The organism is Psychroserpens sp. S379A, assembly GCF_049800755.1.
Classification (GTDB): domain Bacteria; phylum Bacteroidota; class Bacteroidia; order Flavobacteriales; family Flavobacteriaceae; genus Psychroserpens.
On sequence record NZ_JBNAFQ010000003.1, the window covers coordinates 1 to 16,376 of the forward strand.

13 protein-coding genes are annotated in these 16,376 nt (G+C 31.9%); 12 read left to right on the forward strand and 1 reads right to left on the reverse strand.

Features of this window, described 5'->3' with window-relative positions:
* The 9 genes from ACP15M_RS09065 to ACP15M_RS09105 all read left to right on the forward strand — a co-directional run.
* Positions 1–492, forward strand: a 492-nt coding sequence (locus ACP15M_RS09065; protein WP_425076889.1) for a hypothetical protein, incomplete at its 5' end; no start/stop codon positions are given.
* Positions 493–652: 160 nt separating this feature from the next.
* Positions 653–1,573 carry an MrcB family domain-containing protein gene (locus ACP15M_RS09070; protein WP_425076890.1) on the forward strand — a complete coding sequence of 307 codons (921 nt, stop codon included), beginning with the start codon at positions 653–655 and terminating at the stop codon, positions 1,571–1,573.
* A gap of 140 nt (positions 1,574–1,713) precedes the next feature.
* Complete coding sequence (locus ACP15M_RS09075; protein WP_425076891.1) at positions 1,714–2,106, forward strand: SMI1/KNR4 family protein; 393 nt, start codon at positions 1,714–1,716, stop codon at positions 2,104–2,106.
* A 9-nt stretch (positions 2,107–2,115) separates the two neighbouring features.
* The gene (locus tag ACP15M_RS09080; RefSeq protein WP_425076892.1) at positions 2,116–2,439 is read left to right on the forward strand and encodes an HNH endonuclease; all 324 of its coding nucleotides are present in this window, start codon (positions 2,116–2,118) and stop codon (positions 2,437–2,439) included.
* A gap of 165 nt (positions 2,440–2,604) precedes the next feature.
* On the forward strand, positions 2,605–3,177 hold the full coding sequence (locus ACP15M_RS09085) for a hypothetical protein (protein ID WP_425076893.1): 573 nt from the start codon (positions 2,605–2,607) through the stop codon (positions 3,175–3,177).
* Between the two features lie 249 nt (positions 3,178–3,426).
* The gene (locus ACP15M_RS09090) at positions 3,427–4,869 is read left to right on the forward strand and encodes a DUF6794 domain-containing protein (RefSeq protein ID WP_425076894.1); all 1,443 of its coding nucleotides are present in this window, start codon (positions 3,427–3,429) and stop codon (positions 4,867–4,869) included.
* Between the two features lie 306 nt (positions 4,870–5,175).
* Complete coding sequence (locus ACP15M_RS09095; RefSeq protein WP_425076895.1) at positions 5,176–5,901, forward strand: NAD(P)-dependent oxidoreductase; 726 nt, start codon at positions 5,176–5,178, stop codon at positions 5,899–5,901.
* A 43-nt stretch (positions 5,902–5,944) separates the two neighbouring features.
* Positions 5,945–6,325, forward strand: coding sequence for a Rid family detoxifying hydrolase (locus tag ACP15M_RS09100; RefSeq protein WP_425076896.1), 381 nt, complete (start codon positions 5,945–5,947; stop codon positions 6,323–6,325).
* Positions 6,326–6,337: 12 nt separating this feature from the next.
* Positions 6,338–7,120: a TIGR02757 family protein gene (locus ACP15M_RS09105; protein WP_425076897.1), complete on the forward strand. Its 783-nt coding sequence runs from the start codon at positions 6,338–6,340 to the stop codon at positions 7,118–7,120.
* 55 nt (positions 7,121–7,175) lie between these two features.
* Here ACP15M_RS09105 and ACP15M_RS09110 read toward each other — a convergent pair whose 3' ends face one another.
* Entirely contained in the window at positions 7,176–9,080 is a 1,905-nt protein-coding gene (locus ACP15M_RS09110) for a peptidase M61 (RefSeq protein WP_425076898.1), read from the reverse strand.
* Between the two features lie 100 nt (positions 9,081–9,180).
* Between ACP15M_RS09110 and ACP15M_RS09115 the strand changes: the two genes are divergently transcribed.
* The 3 genes from ACP15M_RS09115 to ACP15M_RS09125 all read left to right on the forward strand — a co-directional run bounded on the left by ACP15M_RS09115 (position 9,181) and on the right by ACP15M_RS09125 (position 16,370).
* Positions 9,181–10,188, forward strand: a complete 1,008-nt coding sequence (locus tag ACP15M_RS09115; protein ID WP_425076899.1) for a glycosyltransferase family 2 protein — start codon at positions 9,181–9,183, stop codon at positions 10,186–10,188.
* Between the two features lie 66 nt (positions 10,189–10,254).
* Positions 10,255–12,540 carry a gliding motility-associated C-terminal domain-containing protein gene (locus ACP15M_RS09120; protein ID WP_425076900.1) on the forward strand — a complete coding sequence of 762 codons (2,286 nt, stop codon included), beginning with the start codon at positions 10,255–10,257 and terminating at the stop codon, positions 12,538–12,540.
* A 23-nt stretch (positions 12,541–12,563) separates the two neighbouring features.
* Positions 12,564–16,370, forward strand: coding sequence for a T9SS type B sorting domain-containing protein (locus tag ACP15M_RS09125; RefSeq protein ID WP_425076901.1), 3,807 nt, complete (start codon positions 12,564–12,566; stop codon positions 16,368–16,370).
* Positions 16,371–16,376: the final 6 nt, after the last annotated feature.

Here is a 16,376-nt window from a genome sequence, read left to right on the forward strand (position 1 = left end):
CGTTGTACCCAATTTGAGAAAATGAACGAACTAACATTTCATATTAATTCTAACGAGGAAATTTGGGAACTTTTTGACAAAGAACTGAATACCATTTTCATTCACAAGTTTGTGCCAAATGAAATCATTGAATGGTGGAAAACGGATTTAAAAACTCAAAGCGGAACCGAATTCAAAAACATGTCTGTTCGACAAATGGAAATGGATATTCAAACAGATTTGAACGGATTGAAAAAAATACTCGAACTTAACACAAAACAATTAAGAATATATCAATTCAATAAACCGATTTCGGATACACTCGAAATTGACAGATTACCTAAAAATAATAGAAAACAGATTTTAATGCAAAACGGATTAAAACACTACTTTTTTGTAAACTTTGAGTTTATAACGATTGGAAGCTTTGAATCTGAATTTATAAGCGGAATTGGATCAAATCCAAAATTTGAAAAACGAATTACGGAAAGAAAACAAAAATTATCTGAATAAAAAACTGGGTACAACACCGTGTATAATTCATTGTTCGATTCGTGTGTACTCGGAAAATTCCTGTGGAATTTTCCTCTGGTTTGGTTTCTTTTTGTTAACTTAGTCCTTGCCAACACAACGTAATCATACACAAACACGTTGTGTACAATTTAAAAACTGAATGGAAAATATTTTAAACGAACCAATTGAAAGCTATTTAAATGAAAAGTCAAAAAACTTTGGCGGAAATGAATTAGCTGGAAAATTCCGAAATGATTTCCCATCAGAAATTGACAAACTTCTAATTGATAAAGCTAGATATAAAACTATTGGCTCACCAGGTAAAGGAAATTGGACAGATTGTCCTTGGATTGCAATCCTTGACACTTTAATAACAGAAACACCTCAGAAAGGATATTATCCAGTCTTTCTATTCAAATCTGATATGACTGGAGTTTATTTATCGTTAAACCAAGGAGTAACTGATGTAATTGAAAATTACAAAAGAAATGCAAAAGAAGTTTTAAAATTAAGAGCAGAAGATTTTAGAGCAAAAATCAACTATAAATCTTCTGAATTTCTAACTAAAATAAAACTAGAATCTAATACTAAAAATGCAAAACATTATGAAGCTGGAAATATAATTGCCAAATACTACCCAAGTGATAATCTTCCAAGTTCATTTGACCTAAAATCAGACATAACAAAATTTCTTAATTTATATGAAAGTTTAGCTTATTCAGACAATTCTTTCAGTGATCATACAGAAAAAAACCATTTTGAAACTAAACAAATCAGACTTCATTGGAGAATAGAAAGAAATACAAGTTTAGGAAATAAAGTAAAAAAATTAAAAGGTTATACTTGCGAAGCTTGTGATATGAGCTTCAAAGAAAAATATGGAGTTTTAGGAGAAAAATTTATTGAGGCACATCATTTAAAGCCAATTTCGGAATTAGGTATCGGAAAATTTAAAGTGGATTTGGAAAATGATTTTGCTGTTTTATGTAGTAATTGCCATAGTATGATACATAAATTAGAAGATCCAAGCGATTTGAATAAACTAAGAAAAATAATAAAAACTGTACACAACAATGTATAACTGCAATTACGGCGGATTCGACTACGTCCGAATCCACTCGGAATTGCTAAGGCTAGTGTTTAATCCGAAAATAATCGCTAATTTAACCCGTAACTGACGGTTATACGAGACCGTTGTGCATAATTTAACCAACCTGCAAAATGCCATTTCCATTAGACGAAAAATATATAAAAGAAACTGAATCAGAATTGAACGTAAAATTCCCTACTGAATTTAAAAACCGTATGATTAAATCAAATGGTGGCGAATTGGTTACGGACGAATTTGAATTTGAACTTTTTCCTTTTTTTGATAAATCTGACCGAAAAAGAATAAGTCGCACTTGTAATCACATCGGACTTGAAACAAAAAATTCTTGTAATTGGATTGGATTTCCAGAAAACGGAATTGCAATTGGTTCTGACGGATTTGGAAATTTAATAATCTTGACTCACAATGGAGACGGAATTTTAACTGACGAAATTTACTTTTGGAATCACGAAATTGGAGAAACGGAAAAAATAGCGGAATCTATAATCGAATTGGATGAATAAATAGGAATTATGGCAAACAAATGGGGAATTCCGATTGAAGTTGAAAATTTAGTATTATCAAGAGATAAATCCTGTGTTTATTGCGGAGTGATTTTTAATCAAAATGACAATTCAAGAAAAACAAAACAATCTTGGGAGCATATAGTAAATGACATTAGAATAAATGGAGCTGACAATATTGCTCTTTGTTGTATGTCCTGCAATGCGAGCAAAGGTGCTAAATTATTAGAAATATGGCTCGAAAGTAAGTATTGCAAAGACAAGGGAATTACAAAAGATACAGTTGCTTTAGTTGTTAAAGAAGCGATTGAAAATAAACCTAAACTGAGATAAAAAACTATGCACAACAATGTATAACCGCAATTACGGCGGATTCGACTACGTCCGAATCCACTCGAAATTGCTAACGTCAGTTCCTAACCGAAAATTATTAACTTTAATCCCATAACTGACGGTTATACGAGACCGTTAGCTACAATTTAAACCAAACTTTACGAAATGAAAAAATTAAACTTACTATTTGGAATCTTAATCGGATTAATCATTTTTTCTTGCTCATCTGATGATGATAATCAAAATGACACGCCACAAGCAGAATCTGAATTCACTATTAACGGAACTGAATATTCTATTTCTAACGGGTTTATTTTATCAGCATTTGACGGAACAAACAATAGTCGACACGCTATTTATTTGCTCAATGGAACAATACTAAATAACGAATGGTTTGGAGAAGGATGTGATTTCTCAAATAATTTAACACAAGGAGTGATTTTTAACATCACGTCAAGCTCTATTTCTGAATTAGCAAATGGAACTTATACGTATGAATTGTTTACCAATGAGCCATCCTTGAACGAAACAAACATTTCAACCAATGTTGTTGTGGAAAACAACTGTGTGACGAGTTCTAACGACATTGATGAAGACCAAATAAACTCTGGTAGTCTGACAATCGAAAGTGCAAATAATATTTATACTTTGAATTTCTCATTTGAAACGAATGATTTCGGAACAGTCAGCGGAAGTTATGTTGGAGAACTACAATTAACTCAAGATTTATCTGACTAAAAAACTGTTTGTAACACCGTATATAATTTATTGCTAGTTCTAGTCTACTTACGAAAATCCTCGCGGATTTTCTATTCGGTTTTTATTTGTTAAATTAGGTGCTTAAACCACGCAACAAACCATATACAAACACGTTGGCTGTAATTATGGAGTCGCTAACTCAATCAGACAATTATTTTACTAATTAGACATTTTCAAACATTAACAAATGAAATATATTCGGCAAAAACAGTTATTAATCAATTTCAAATGCTAAGAAAATTAATCTACTTATTACCTATCATTTTTTGGAATATTGGTTACGCACAAATTTTAACTCAAAGAGTACCAATCTCTGAAACCTATTCTTATAATGGTAAGTTCAAATTAAAGTCAATTTCCTTCGACGATGAATTCCCAAATACAAAAGGTGAATCTCAAGTCTCATATAATAAAAAATATGAAAGTTTTGGAGTGAAAAAAAAGTTCTATAAAATAAATCGCTCTTTTGATTTATATGATGGCTACCCTTTTTTTGTCGCAATTAGTAACGATGGAAAGAAAATTATTTACATAAAAGACAAAGTATATTACGATGGCAAAGAACACCAAAATGTAACCTACTATATTAATGGAGAACTAAAGAAAGTATTCAACACAGATGAGTTTATCAATTGTGACAGCGATAAAGAAAAATGTCATATGTTTTATAATAATCAATATAAAGTTTATGAAAGGACAACACCAACTTTAAAAAAATACAAAAAAGACATAACCGAAAAGGATAAATTTTTAAGACATAATTTTGTTTTTAATAATAACGACACTATTTATGTCATAGATTCAAGAAAAAAAGTCACCTTGTTTGACTTGAATAAAGGAGAAATCTTAAAATCAAAAATCGATTTTGATTCAATTTATCCAAGGATTAAAAGATTTGAATCGGTTAAAAGCAATATCGATTACTATGATTATCCTTATAAATATGTCATCGACATTGAAAATTCAATTTCAAACGAAAAATTATCCAAGAGTATAAGTAATTTATCCAATCTTAAATTTATTTCTATTGGAGATTCAACTTTTCATAAATACAAACTTTTTAGAATAGATTTGACAGGTTATCTCGATAGAAATGGAACATTTGAAATTGAAAAATTTAAGCTTGACGAGAATTTTGACAAGGAAAAAATCAAGGACTATCTATTAAACACAAAATTCAAAACTGACTTCATTCCTCGTCAAGTTGATAAAATATATTTAGACAATTTTTTTGGTGGCTACAGAAGTTTTAATGATAGTATTGCTCAGCAAGAAACTTTAAAAGAAAAAGAAAGACGAGCTGAAGAATATAAAAAACGTCTGACCTTGTCTGAAATAGATGGGATTTTTATTCCAAAAAATCTTTACGAATGTATGGTCGAATTAGACAAAAAACTAAACTTCGAGAACAAAAAACAACTTCGAGAAGCCAAAAACAGTTGGGAATTTAATTCTCATATGGGTGGACTTGGAATGTGGATAAGAAATAATTGGGGAATTAATGGTGGTTCAAGGTTGCTAAAATATTTTTATGATAGAGATTTCGGAAATGAGATGTTTGGAAGAGATGAAATTTCAGGTTTAATTATTGACCACTACATTGAATGGTTAAATGGAAATAAAAAAGAATGGGAAAAATGGGAAAGGAAAAACCCAATCAAAAATAAATAACTACAGCCAACAACGTGTATAATTCATTGTTCAATTTGTGCATACTCGGAAAATTCCTGCGGAATTGTTCTCTGGTTCGTTTTATTTTTGCTAACTTAGTCCTAGCCAACACAACGAAATTATACCAGACATGATGAAAATACATTGATTAAAGGCAAGCTTTAATCTGTCGCTTCGGAGACAAAACATCTTAAAGTAAATGTGTTCTCATCTCAAGTTTAACAATGATTTACAAATAAGTTAGTGTAGTTGTAACATATAAACTTATATATCGTCTACTAAATATCAATTTCTTAAAAAAAATATATGACAGTATTAGTAGTAGGTGCAAGTGGAGCAACAGGAAGACAGTTAGTTGAACAGCTTTTATTTCAAGGAAATAATGTTAAAGCAGTGGTTAGGAATCCTGAAAAATTGCCAGAATCATGGAAAAGTAATAAGTGTATTGAAATTATCTCTGCAAGTCTTTTAGATTTAAGTGATATTGAAATGAAGGAATTGACATATGGCTGCCATTCAATCGCCTCTTGCCTTGGTCATAATTTGAATTGGAAAGGAATTTATGGACATCCTAGAAGACTAGTAACTGATGCTGTTCGTAGACTATGTAATGCGATTGAAACAAACAAACCTGAAAGCACCATTAAATTTGTTTTAATGAATACTACAGGCAATCAAAATCGTGATTTAAACGAATCTATTTCGTTTGCTCAAAAATGTGTCATTGGACTTTTAAGGCTTCTCTTACCTCCTCACGTTGATAATGAAAAAGCTGCAGATTATTTACGAACCCAAGTTGGAAAGGATAATAAATTTATTGAATGGGCTGCTGTTAGACCAGACAGTTTAATTAATAATGATAAAGTAACCGATTACGAAATACATCCATCTCCAATTAGAAGCGCAATCTTTAATTCTGGTAAAACTAGCCGTATAAATGTAGGTCATTTCATGGCTAACCTAATTAACGATGGTGATTTATGGAATAAATGGAAAGGACAAATGCCTGTAATTTATAATAAGTCTCAATAGTTTTAACTAATTTCGCTTCATTAAGATTTAAACCTATACTACTTTGAAAACAATCATAAACACATCTAAAGCACCTGCTCCTATTGGACCTTATAATCAAGCTGTTTTAACTGGAAACACTTTATACACTTCTGGTCAAATTGCTTTAAATGTTGATACAGGAGAATTGGTTATGGATTCAATTCAAACTGAAACCAAACAGGTCATGGAAAATTTAAAAGCAGTTTTAGAAGCTGCTGAAATGACATTTAGCAACGTAATTAAAACGTCAATCTTTATTAGTGATATGCACAATTTTTCACAAATTAATGACGTATATGCTACATATTTTGATGCCAACTCTGCTCCTGCTCGTGAAACGGTTGAAGTTGCTAATCTTCCAAAATTTGTCAATGTAGAAATTAGCATGATTGCTGTAAAATAAGTCCAGCTAGTGTTGTCTAAAGCATTACAATTTTCAAAAAAAGAGCTTAAAGAATTTCTTGATACTAAGGTCGAACAATACAATCATCCTAGATTTATTGAAAGTGATCCCATTCAAGTACCACATCTGTTTTCAAAAAAAGAAGACATTGAAATTGCTGGATTTTTAACAGCGACTATTGCTTGGGGAAATCGAAAAAGCATCATTAAAAATGCGCATAAAATGATGCAATTGCTTGACCATTCGCCTTATGATTTTGTTTGTAATCATCAAGCATCCGATTTAGAAAGCCTATCTGATTTTGTACATCGTACGTTTAACGGACAAGATTTTATTCAGTTTATTAAAAGTTTACATCATATATACAATCATCATAACGGATTAGAAGCTGTGTTTTCAACATATAGTAAAACGCAAACACTTCAATATGCTATTCATCAATTTAAAAATCACTTTTTCGAAATTGAACATTTATCAAGAACTCAAAAACACGTGAGTGATCCTTTAAAAAATTCAGCAGCAAAGCGATTAAATATGATGCTTAGATGGTTTGTTCGTCATGATAATTCTGGTGTAGATTTTGGGATTTGGAAAACTATTAGTCCTTCCCTACTATCGTGTCCCTTAGATGTACATTCTGGAAATGTTGCTCGCAAATTGGGATTATTAAAACGTAAACAAAATGACAGTAAAGCTTTAACCGAATTAGATAAAGCTCTCAGAAAATTAGATGCTAACGATCCTGTAAAATACGATTTTGCTTTATTTGGCTTAGGTGTCTTTGAAGGCTTTTAAATAAAAAAGCTGCTTGAAAACACAAACAGCTTTTTAATTAACACTCTATCAATTATTAGGATTCATCACTAATATTTAACCAAGCTTTACGTAATTTTATTTGAGCTGAAGTTGCATTCTCATCTTCTACAATTGATTTTACTTTAGTATAAGCTTGAGCATACTTTGTTTTGACAACAACCTCTTCTCCATTACGCTCTAATACAACGTGAACATCATCTCCTATTTTAGCACTATACATTTGCATTAAAATAGCTCTTGCATTGGCAATCGTTGCTTCAGTTCCATTTACAGATTTAATAATGTCGTTTGGTAGCACACCATTATCTGTCCAAAAACTATTATCTTTTACATTATTCGAAAAGAAAACAATATCCTTAGCTTCATCTGCTTCAAATATTGAGCCTTTACCAGATTGTATAAATCCTGTTTCGATACGAGTTTCTTTAAATATCAATCCTACTTTTTGGAAAAACTCGCTGTAATTTATTGGAGTTTCACCTATAACATGCGTATTTAAAAATTCACCTACTGAAGGATAAGTCATTCCTACAATTTCTTCAATTAACGATTCATCTTCAAATGGTTTATGCACTCCATATTTACTAGATAACTCCTTCATTAAACTCAACATACTTCTATGTCCATCACTTTCTTCACGCAATAAGATATCAACACACATACCTATTAAAGCACCTTTTTGATACACATTGGCATAGTTTTCTTTAAACGGACTTTCTAAAACGTTCTCACTCATTTCTGTAAAGCTCATCGCATCATTGTAATAATTTTGAGAAATTAGTATCTGTCTATTAATCGCTTCATAATAGTCTTCAGTAGTAACTAATCCTTCATAAACTTGAAAATGTTGTGCAAAATATTCAGTTACACCTTCATACATCCATAAATGCTTTGAAAATGTTGGCTGATTGTAATCAAAGTAATGCACATCTTCAGAATGAACAGTTAATGGTGTTACTATATGAAAAAACTCATGAGCAATGACATCTGTAATCGATTTTGAAAGTCGCTCAAGACTACTAGATTCGCTCAAAACAGCTACAGTAGATGTATGATGCTCTAATGCGCCTAAACCTTTCGGTTCACCTTCGCCTCGAGTAGTTAAATAAAGATAAATATCGTAACGTGGTGTACTATTTATATCTCCTAAGTATGCTTTTTGAGCTTCCATCATTTTATACACAACATCTTTTAAAGTAGATGCTTTATGCTTTTTATTTGGTGAATAGACACTTAATACAATTTTAATATCACCAACCATAAACTCTTCAACATCTAATTTACCATACATCATTGGGTTATCTGTAATATCAAAATAACGAGGAGCAAAATAGCTTGTTGTAATTTTTGTCCCATCAGGACTCGACTTCATATTTGTATTTTGTAATGCAGATGTACGTTCAAAATTTGCAGGAGCAGTAACGTCTAAGGTATATTGTGCGTTTTTAAGTGAATCAAAATATCCAATAAACCCATGTAAATTTAACACGTAATTTTCAGGAGAAATATTTGTTCCTCCAGGAGAAAAAGGAATCTCTTCTCCAATTCCGCCTTGAACCTCCAGATCAAAAGTGTCATTCACATAATACTCTAATTTATCTAACTGCTTTGCATTAGTAATTTGCCAAGTATTGTCATCTAATTTAGATACAGGAAGTAAGTTTCCATTGTAATCAAGAGCTTTTAGGTTGTCAATATACTTACCAAAATCATTTACAGCATAACTACCTTGAATAATTCTTGGTAGTCTGTAAATAACTGTATCTTCTGTAAAACGACCTGGATTTATAACAACTGGTGCTTTATCATCTACAACTTGAGTTAAATCAATTGCAGTTGCTATTGGGTTTGCTGATGCTAAATCGTTTACACCATTTTTTGAGGCTCCACAAGCAAAAAGCAAAGCACTTAATACTGTAATAGAAAGGATTTGTTTCATAATAAAAATTTAATTTCCTTTTAAAAGACGCACAAAACTACAATTGGTTACATATAATTTAGCAAAGGTTTTGTTAAAATAGATGTTGTATTTTTGTCTTATGTCTCAAGCATTGATTAGTATTCTTACGCCTTTTAAAAATACATCTGAGTTTTTACCAGAATGCTTAGATTCAATCATTCAACAAAGCTATACACATTGGGAATTATTAATTATAGACGATCATTCTTCAGATAATAGCTATGCGATTGTTAATGAATATGCTCAAAACGATGCTCGCATTAAGCTATTTAAAAATTCAGGCTCAGGAATTATCAATGCTTTGCGATTAGCTTTTGAAAAAAGTTCTGGAACTTACATTACGAGGATGGATAGCGATGATATTATGCATCCTAAAAAGTTAGAATTCATGCTGAATGACTTACAGACTCATGGAAAGCAACATATTGCTTTAGGACATGTAAAATACTTTAGCAAAACAGGTATTGGTGATGGTTATGCTAAATACGAAACATGGTTAAATAAACTGACTTCTAAAGGCAAAAACTATTCTGAAATTTATAAAGAATGTGTGATTCCTTCACCTTGCTGGATGATACATCGAGAGGATTTAATGACTTGCGAAGCGTTTCAACCAAATCGTTATCCTGAAGATTACGACCTTACATTTCGGTTTTACAAGCACCATATAAAATGTATTCCGAGTAATCATCTGTTACATTATTGGAGAGATTACAGTACCAGAGCCTCTCGAACAGATAGTAACTATGCTGAAAATCATTTTTTAGATATAAAACTGCACTATTTTTTAGAACTTAATTATAATCCGTCAAGACCTCTTACAATTTGGGGAGCTGGAAAAAAAGGAAAAACCATAGCAAAGCTTTTACAAGAAAAAAATATCGATTTTATATGGATTTGTGATAACCCAAAAAAAATAGGCAAGCACATTTATAATGTTAAACTATTTAACTTCAATCATTTAAAAACGCTTAAAAATCCGCAAAGTATTATTACAGTTGCCAACTCAAAAGAGCAGCAAATCATCAAATCATATTTTAAGTCTATTGATATGATAGTTATGAAAGATTTCTTTTTCTTTTGTTAATTAAAGTAACACTTCCATAACATGTAGAATAATAATATTTGTTTAATTTGCACCACATTTATAATTATGAAGACACCTATTTACATCTTATTTTTAATAAGTTTTTTTTTGCCATTTAAAGACGTTAATGCTAAAGTAGCGTTAAACAATACAGTTACACTTTGTCCTGCTCCAATCGTCTCATCCTTTTCACCATTATCTGGACCTAAAAACACTATTGTAACAATCGTTGGATCTAATTTTTTAGATGTTACCACTGCTCAAATGAATGGTGTTACAGTAAACTTTAATACGATTAGTGATACAGAATTAACAGTAACCATTCCAACCAATTTAAGTTCTGATTCTCAAATAACACTTATTAGTTCTGGAGGTTGCTCTGAAACATCAGCACAAACATTTTCACTAATTACTTCTGAATGTGATGCGGTTTCAGATGAAATATTTATTTCAGAAGTGTACGATTCTGATGGTGGAAGCTATGGTATTATAGAACTTTACAATCCTACAAATACAGCAATTAACTTAGATGGTATCTACGAGATAGAACGTTATGGAGATATTGGAAATCCGACTCCAAGTGCTACAATTCCATTAACAGGAACAATAAACCCTTCTCAAACGTATATAATCGAAATGGGAAGCACAGGAAACACCTGTAATAACTTTACTCCTAATATTAATATTGGATCTGGTATTAATGAGAATGATGAAATTGTACTTCTAAAAAACACCAATCGTATAGATGTTTTACATACAGATATTAATATTGGTTACACATTTATAAGAAATGCTGATGCAAATGCACCATCAACTACTTTTGATATTAATGATTGGATGTTTTCAGACATTGAAAATTGTTCAGACATTGGAATGCATACCTCTAATGGAGGCTCTACTCCAAACATCACTCAGCCAATATCTCAAAATATTTGCGAAAATGATTCTACAAGTTTTTCTGTTTCAGTCGATACTGGAACCTATACTTATCAATGGAAAATTCTTGACAATTCTGGTAATTGGATTAATGTGACTGATGATGCGATCTATTCTGGAGCCACAACCAATACACTCTCATTAAATAATGTTCCATTTAGTTTTAACAATAATCAATACTATTGTGAAATGGTATCTGCAACCTGTAACCTAACAAGTGACACAGTTCAATTGCAAGTTAATATTACTGAAGTAGATACTTTAACAGATCAAAATACTTGTGATAATTATACATTACCAACTTTAACAAACGGATTATACTTTACTGGTCCAAATGGTACTGGTTCTCTACTTAATCCAGGAAATGTGATTACAGCATCTCAAACTATTTATATTTTTAATAGTGTAGGTACTTGTACTAACGAGTCTAGTTTTACTGTAACAATTACAGATAGTCCACTTGTAGATGTATTACAAAATCAAACTGCTTGTACTGAATTTACATTACCAACACTAACTAATGGTAATTACTTCACTGCTTCTGGTGGCAACGGAACTGCTTTAAATGCTGGAGACATCATAACAACATCACAAACGATTTTTATTTATAATGAAGTAAATACTAGTACTCTAAGTTGTTCTAATGAAAGTAGCTTTGAAATCACCATTTCTGGAACGCCTTCTGTTGATACTTTAAGTAATCAAGCCGAATGTTCTGAATTTATTTTACCTGCTTTAACTAACGGAAATTATTTTACTGGATCTAATGGTACTGGAACACAACTAAATGCTAATGATAGCATTTCAACATCACAAACGATTTTTATCTACAATGAAGTTGGAACTGCTCCTGATATTTGTACTAACGAATCTAGTTTTTTAGTTACAATTTATCCTGCTATTGATTTTTCACTAACAGATAATAATATTTCTATAAGTGAAAACAATGTAACAGTTACTATGAGTGACACTTCAATAAACTATATTTACGCTATTGATAATCAAGATTTTCAAACCAACAACATATTTTCAAACCTTTCAAATGGTACACATACATTATATGTAAGTGATGACAATGGCTGTGTTGTTAAATCATTACTTTTCAATATTTCACTTATTGCTCAAGAATTAGTTATTCCTAATGGATTTTCACCAAATGATGATGGAAAAAACGACTGGTTTAACATTCAAGGATTATATGATGTTTTTCCTAACCACAAATTAGAAATCTATAATAGATATGGAACATTAGTATTTCAAGGAAATAATAACAAAAAATGGTATGGTAAAGCCAATAAAGGATTACTAAAAACAAGTAACACACTACCTGTTGGTACTTATTTTTATGTTCTAAATCTTAACGATAACAATACAAGTAAACAATCTTATTCAGGTTGGGTTTATCTTAATAAATAAAATTAGTACAACTCATTATTGCTTTGAAACAGTTTAAACTTATAATTACGTTAACATGCATATTTTTAATATGTTATAAAAGCATTGCTCTAACAAGCAATTACAGAGCATGTCCTGCTCCTATACTTACAAGTTTCAATCCATCAAGTGGTCCTGAAAACACCTTGATAACAATTACTGGTAATAATTTCAACGATGCCTCAATAGTAGAGTTTAATGGCATCAATGCTGCGTTTACTATCGTAAACGATAATGAAATTACTGTTTTGGTTCCGTCAGGTATTATGGTTTCAACTGCTAATATTTCAATTACATCTAATGGTGGATGCTCAGGTAATTCTGCAACAGATTTCATTTATATTATTTCCGAATGTAATACTAGTACAAATAATGAAATTTACATTTCAGAAGTTTACGATTCAGATGGTGGAAGTTATGGTGTTATCGAACTTTACAATCCAACCAATAATGTAATTACTTTAGATGGTGTTTATCAAATAGATCGTTATGGTGATATAGGAAACGTTACACCTAGTTATTCAATATTACTAACAGGTTCAATAAACCCATTAGACACATTTATTATAGAAATGGGAAGCACAGGAAACACTTGTAGTGGTTTGTCTAGCGATTTAAATCAAGGTGCTGGAATTAATGCTAATGATGAAATTGTACTCCTTAAAAATTCCTCAGCTATTGATGTCATGCATACTGATGTAAATATAGGTTACACTTTTACGAGAAATTCTGATGCTGTTGCACCTTCAACTACATTTGATATTAGTGAATGGATGTTTTCAGATACTGAAGACTGTTCGGACTTAGATATGCATTCTGAAGACACCATTATGCCTCCTAATATTACACAACCTAATCCTCAAATTGTTTGCGAAAATTCTACTACAACCTTTTCTGTTTCAGTAGATACAGGAACTTACAACTATCAATGGAACGTTCTAGATGCTTCAGGCAATTGGATGAATATTACAAATGATGCAATCTATTCAGGAGCAACCACGAACACATTAACGCTAAACAACATTCCTGCAAATTTTAATGAAAATCAATATTATTGTGAAATCACGTCTACCTCTTGCGATCTGACAAGTATTGCTGTTCAGCTTCAAGTTCTAAGTCCTGAAGTTGACACTATTGCTAATCAAACGGTTTGTTCAGACTATACCTTACCTGCTTTAACTAACGGAAACTATTTTACAAGTACGAATGGTAGCGGAACACAACTAAATGCTGGTGATATCATTTCAACATCACAAACCATTTTTATTTACAATGAAGTCGGAACTCCTCCTGATACTTGTTCTAATGAATCTAGTTTTACGGTAACTGTATCTGGAACACCTCCTGTAGATACCATTGCTAACCAAACGGTTTGTTCAGATTATACCTTACCTACTTTAACTAACGGAAACTATTTCACTGGAACCAATGGTAGTGGAACACAACTTAATGCTGGTGATATTATTTCAACATCACAAACGATTTTTATTTACAATGAAGTCGGAACTGCACCTGATACTTGTTCTAATGAGTCTAGTTTTTCAGTGACTGTATCTGGAACACCTCCTGTAGATACCATTGCTAATCAAACGGTTTGTTCAGATTATACCTTACTTGCTTTGACCAACGGAAACTATTTTACGGGAACTAATGGTAGTGGTACACAACTAAATGCTGGTGATATTATTTCAACATCGCAAACCATTTTTATCTATAATGAAGTCGGAACTGCGCCTAATATTTGTTCTAACGAATCTAGTTTTACAGTAACCGTTTCAGGAACACCTCCTGTAGATACCATTGCTAATCAAACCGTTTGTTCAGATTATACCTTACCGGCTTTAACCAACGGAAACTATTTTACGGGAACTAATGGTAGTGGAACACAACTAAATGCTGGTGAAGTTATTTCGGCTACGCAAACTATTTTTATCTATAATGAAGTCGGAATTGCTCCTGATACTTGTTCGAATGAATCTAGTTTTACAGTAACCGTTTCAGGAACGCCTTTAGTTGATACGATTGCTAACCAAACGGTTTGTTCAGATTACACCTTACCTGCTTTAACCAACGGAAACTATTTTACGGGAACCAATGGTAGTGGAACACAACTAAATGCTGGTGAAGTTATTTCGGCTACGCAAACGATTTTTATCTATAATGAAGTTGGAATTGCTCCTGATACTTGTTCGAATGAATCTAGTTTTACAGTAACCGTTTCAGGAACGCCTTTAGTTGATACGATTGCTAACCAAACGGTTTGTTCAGATTACACCTTACCTGCTTTAACCAACGGAAACTATTTTACGGGAACGAATGGTAGTGGAACACAACTAAATGCTGGTGAAGTTATTTCGGCTACGCAAACGATTTTTATTTATAATGAAGTCGGAACTCCTCCTGATGCTTGTTCTAACGAATCTAGTTTTACAATAACTATTTCCGCAACACCTTTAGTTGATACGATTGCAAATCAAGATGTATGTACAGATTATACTTTACCAAATTTAACTAATGGAAACTATTTTACAGGAACTAATGGTAGTGGAACACAACTTAATGCTGGTGATATCATTGCAACATCGCAAACCATTTTTATCTACAATGAAGTTGGAACTGCGCCTGATACTTGTGCTAACGAATCTAGCTTTTCAGTGACTGTATCTGGAACACCTCCTGTAGATACCATTGCTAATCAAACGGTTTGTTCAGATTATACCTTACTTGCTTTGACCAACGGAAACTATTTTACGGGAACTAATGGTAGTGGTACACAACTAAATGCTGGTGATATTATTTCAACATCGCAAACCATTTTTATCTATAATGAAGTCGGAACTGCGCCTAATATTTGTTCTAACGAATCTAGTTTTACAGTAACCGTTTCAGGAACACCTCCTGTAGATACCATTGCTAATCAAACCGTTTGTTCAGATTATACCTTACCTGCTTTAACCAACGGAAACTATTTTACGGGAACAAATGGTAGTGGAATACAACTAAATGCTGGTGATGTTATTTCGACTACGCAAACCATTTTTATTTACAATGAAGTCGGAACTGCGCCTAATATTTGTTCTAACGAATCTAGTTTTTCGGTAACTGTCTCTGGAACACCTTTAGTTGACACGATTGCTAATCAAACGGTTTGTTCAGATTATACCTTACCTGCTTTAACCAACGGAAACTATTTTACGGGAACAAATGGTAGTGGAATACAACTAAATGCTGGTGATGTTATTTCGACTACGCAAACCATTTTTATTTACAATGAAGTCGGAACTGCTCCTGATATCTGTTCTAACGAATCTAGTTTTTCTATAACGATTAATACTTCAACTGATTTTACACTTTCTGAATCCGATATCGATATTCTAAACGGAACAATAACCGTAAGTATGAGTGATCAAACACTTAATTACGAATACTCGATTAATAATGTGAATTTTCAAACTAGTCCTGTATTTTCTAATTTACCTGTAGGTTTTTATACTCTGTATGTTAGAGAAATTGGAGGTTGTATTACCAAACATATTGTCTTTGAAATCAATATAGATTTATTTATTCCGAAGTTTTTCACACCAAATGGAGATACCTTTAAAGACACTTGGAAAATTATTGATAGAAACAATGTCATCGAAGAGGTTTTTATTTTTGATCGTTACGGAAAACTTTTAAAACACGTCTTAGGAAATGCAGTATATTGGGATGGTACTTACAACGGAAAAGCGCTTGAAGCTAATGATTACTGGTATTTAATTAACTTAAGAAATGGTCAACAACTCAAAGGTCATTTCGCACTAAAACGATAGCATTAA

What these genes read in the sequence shown, in the direction of transcription:
- ACP15M_RS09070 (WP_425076890.1), top strand. Translation starts at nt 653, where the DNA reads ATGGAAAATATTTTAAACGAACCAATTGAAAGCTATTTAAATGAAAAG.
- ACP15M_RS09095 (WP_425076895.1), top strand. Translation starts at nt 5,176, where the DNA reads ATGACAGTATTAGTAGTAGGTGCAAGTGGAGCAACAGGAAGACAGTTA.
- ACP15M_RS09090 (WP_425076894.1), top strand. Translation starts at nt 3,427, where the DNA reads ATGCTAAGAAAATTAATCTACTTATTACCTATCATTTTTTGGAATATT.
- ACP15M_RS09115 (WP_425076899.1), top strand. Translation starts at nt 9,181, where the DNA reads ATGTCTCAAGCATTGATTAGTATTCTTACGCCTTTTAAAAATACATCT.
- ACP15M_RS09085 (WP_425076893.1), top strand. Translation starts at nt 2,605, where the DNA reads ATGAAAAAATTAAACTTACTATTTGGAATCTTAATCGGATTAATCATT.
- ACP15M_RS09075 (WP_425076891.1), top strand. Translation starts at nt 1,714, where the DNA reads ATGCCATTTCCATTAGACGAAAAATATATAAAAGAAACTGAATCAGAA.
- ACP15M_RS09080 (WP_425076892.1), top strand. Translation starts at nt 2,116, where the DNA reads ATGGCAAACAAATGGGGAATTCCGATTGAAGTTGAAAATTTAGTATTA.
- ACP15M_RS09110 (WP_425076898.1), bottom strand. Translation starts at nt 9,080, where the DNA reads ATGAAACAAATCCTTTCTATTACAGTATTAAGTGCTTTGCTTTTTGCT.
- ACP15M_RS09120 (WP_425076900.1), top strand. Translation starts at nt 10,255, where the DNA reads ATGAAGACACCTATTTACATCTTATTTTTAATAAGTTTTTTTTTGCCA.